Here is a 3192-nt window from a genome sequence, read left to right on the forward strand (position 1 = left end):
GGGGGGGGGGGGGGGGGGGGGGGGGGGGGCGCCGGGGCGGGGTCAGTCTTCGAGCAGGCCGTGCACGGTGGCCTCGTCGATGATGAGGTCGGTGATGAGGTGAGCGGCGAGTGCCCCGCGGAGGGCCGGCAGGCGCGACCGGCCCGAGACGACGCAGACGCGGCGCGAAACGCGGGCGAGCTGGTCGAGGGGTGGCCCGCTCGAGCGCAGGTTCATCGGCACGTCGGCGCTCGAGCCGTCGGCCCGGTAGAACACGGTCGCCACGTCGCCGACCACGTTCGAGGCGCTGAGGCTCGCGAAGTCCTGCTCGTCGAGATAGCCGCTGGTGTAGACGTGGCCGGGCACGTCAGACAGCGGGGTTCCGAGGCCGAAGAGTGCAACATCCATTCGCTTCTGAATGTCGAGCACGCGCCGAATGCTGCGCTCACGCCAGAGCACCTGCTTCGTGGCCGGGTCGTCGAAGAACGCCGGCACGGGAAACTGCTGCACGTAGGCGCCGTACGCATTTCCGAACCGGCTCATGATCTCGCTCGCGTAGACGATGCCTGTCGTTCGGGTGTTCGCGGCACCGTTCAGCTGCACGATCTGCGAGTTGTGCGTGACCTTGGGTTGCAAGTGACGCCCCACCGCGCTGATCGTGCTGCCCCAGGCGATGCCCATGGTCATATTCGAATCGAAGAACGGGTTCAGGATGCGTGCGGCCGACATGGCCACCCGCTCCAGTCGGTCGACTTCATTCGCCGAATCGGGCACCGGCACGACGTGCAGAGTGACGTGGTATTTCTCCTGCACGCGCTGCAGTGCATTCGAGATTCGTTCGGCCGGCGTCTTCACCTGGATCTCAACGAGACCCGCCTCGCGGGCGTAGCTGATGAGCCGCGACACCGACGAACGGGAGGTGTGCAGCTCGGCCGCGATCGCCTCCATCGTGAGGTCTTGCATGTAGTAGAGGTGCGCCGCACGCAGCGCGTCACGCACGCGCTCGCTCGATGTCGGATGCTCTGCAATGAGTGCCTTCACCGGGCACCTCCCTCTGTCTCCCGCACCGACGATGGCACCGCCGTGCACGTATGTGCAAGTAGCTTGACCATTCGTGTGCCAGTTCTCATTATGTATTGAGTCACACAGATTGCACGGGTGCAACCTCAGACATACACGAAGGCGAGTAAACAGTGACCGACATCAACACTGAAACGTCGAACACGGCCGCAGTACGCAGCGACGTTCAGGCAATTCTCGATCGCCCCACGGCCCAGGTTCTGGTCATCGGCGGCGGCATCAACGGCGTGGGTACGTTCCGCGACCTCGCACTGCAGGGCGTCGACGTGATCCTCGTCGAGCGCAGTGACTTCATCTCCGGCGCGTCTGCCGCGTCGAGCCACATGATCCACGGTGGTGTTCGGTACCTCGAGAACGGCGAGTTCCGGCTCGTTCGCGAATCGGTGCAGGAACGCAACCGGTTGCTCCGCCTGGCGCCGCACTACGTGAAGCCGCTGCCCACGACCATCCCGATCTTCTCGACCTTCTCCGGCATCCTCTCGGCCCCCCTCCGTCTACTGACGCACAAGCAGGCCGGCAAGCCGAAAGAGCGTGGAGCACTGCTCATCAAGCTCGGCCTCACCGGCTACGACTCGTTCTCGCGTGACGGGGGCACTGTTCCCCGCCACGAGTTCAAGGGCCACAAGAAGTCGATGGCCAAGTTTCCCAAGCTCCGTGACTCGGTCAAGTACACCGCGCGCTACTACGACGCAGCCGTCGAGAACCCCGAACGCCTCGCGCTCGACATCGTCGGCGACGGCCGCGTGGCCGGCTCAGGCGGCAAAGCCCGCAGCGTGAACTACGTCGAAGCGATCGGCTCCAGCGCAGAGGGCGTGGTTCTGCGCGACACCGTGAGCGGCACCGAGTTCACCGTGAAGGCCGATGTCATCGTCAACACCTCCGGGCCCTGGACCGACCTCACCAACATCGCCCTCGGCAAGAGCACCAGCTTCATGGGTGGCACCAAGGGTTCGCACATCGTGCTGAACAACCAGGAACTGCACGACGCCTGCGCTGGCGGCGAGATCTTCTTCGAGAACAACGACGGTCGTATTGTGCTGATCTACCCGCTCAACGGCCGCGTGCTGGTGGGCACCACCGACATCGAAGCCGACCCGAGCGAGCCGAGCGTCACCACCGAAGAGGAGGTCGACTACTTCTTCGAACTCGTCTCGCACGTTTTCCCAACGATCGCGGTCGATCGTTCTCAGATCGTCTACCGGTACTCGGGCATCCGGCCGCTGCCGAAGCACGACGACACCGCACCCGGATTCGTTTCGCGTGACTACCGCATCGAGCAGACCGTCTTCGCGGGCGACAAGAAAACGCCCGTGCTGAGCCTGGTGGGTGGCAAGTGGACGACGTGGCGCGCCCTCGCCGAGCACCTCACCAACGAGACACTCGGCCTGCTCGGCACCACCCGTACGACGAGTACGGAGAACCTGCAGATCGGCGGCGGCGTGGGGTTCCCCACCACGACGTCGGCCACCGAGGCCTGGGTCGCCGAACACTCCGGCGCGCTCTCTAAGGCCCGCACGGCGCAGCTGCTGAAGCGCTACGGAACCAAGGCGGCTGAGGTCATTGCCTACATCGCTGAGCACTCCGACGATGCCGCGCTGGTGTCGCTGCCCGAGTACAGCACCGCAGAGATCGACTTTCTGGTGAACACCGAGTACGTGGTGCACCTCACCGACGTCGTCCTGCGACGCACGATCGTTGCCTTCACTGGCGGCCTCACGCAGCCCGTGTTCGACGAACTCGCTGGTCTCATCGGCTCGCACCTCTCGTGGTCGGCCGAACAGCTGGCCGCCGAGAAGACACTCGCCGTGGAGACGCTCGATTTCTTCCACGGATTGGTACTCGAGGCAGGTACCGCCGGCGGCGGCATACCTGAGGCGGCACAGCAGGAGAGTTTCACTCCCGCCAAATAATGCACGAATGTGCACCCAAACGCCTTGTTGACGAAGCGCGTGCGGCGCTAGGTTTCATTCTGGTTCCGCACGCGCAGTCGTGCTTCAAGGTTTCCAAATAACCGCGGCATAGGTGCCGCAAAAGGAAGGTCAACGTGGACGGTTTAGGTCTTGATTTCGTTTCGGAGCTGGTAGGCACAGCTCTGCTGGTACTCCTGGGAACAGGAGTCGTCGCAAACGTCGC

Annotated in this window: 2 protein-coding genes and 1 pseudogene; 2 read left to right on the forward strand and 1 reads right to left on the reverse strand. The window is 64.2% G+C overall.

The annotated features are described in order from the left end of the window. Positions 1-42 precede the first annotated feature (42 nt). A complete protein-coding gene (locus tag QN358_RS18755; protein ID WP_136643848.1) occupies positions 43-942 on the reverse strand; it encodes a sugar-binding transcriptional regulator in 900 nt (299 codons plus the stop codon). A gap of 230 nt (positions 943-1172) precedes the next feature. Here QN358_RS18755 and QN358_RS18760 point away from each other — a divergent pair, with 230 nt between their 5' ends. Both QN358_RS18760 and QN358_RS18765 read left to right on the forward strand, forming a co-directional pair. Further along, entirely contained in the window at positions 1173-2969 is a 1797-nt protein-coding gene (locus tag QN358_RS18760; RefSeq protein ID WP_416352029.1) for a glycerol-3-phosphate dehydrogenase/oxidase, read from the forward strand. Between the two features lie 134 nt (positions 2970-3103). Then, a pseudogene (locus QN358_RS18765) lies at positions 3104-3192 on the forward strand (aquaporin family protein); the annotation flags it as partial.

Origin of the sequence: Subtercola sp. RTI3, from assembly GCF_035018625.1 — a bacterium.
Taxonomy (GTDB): Bacteria; Actinomycetota; Actinomycetes; order Actinomycetales; family Microbacteriaceae; genus Subtercola; species Subtercola vilae.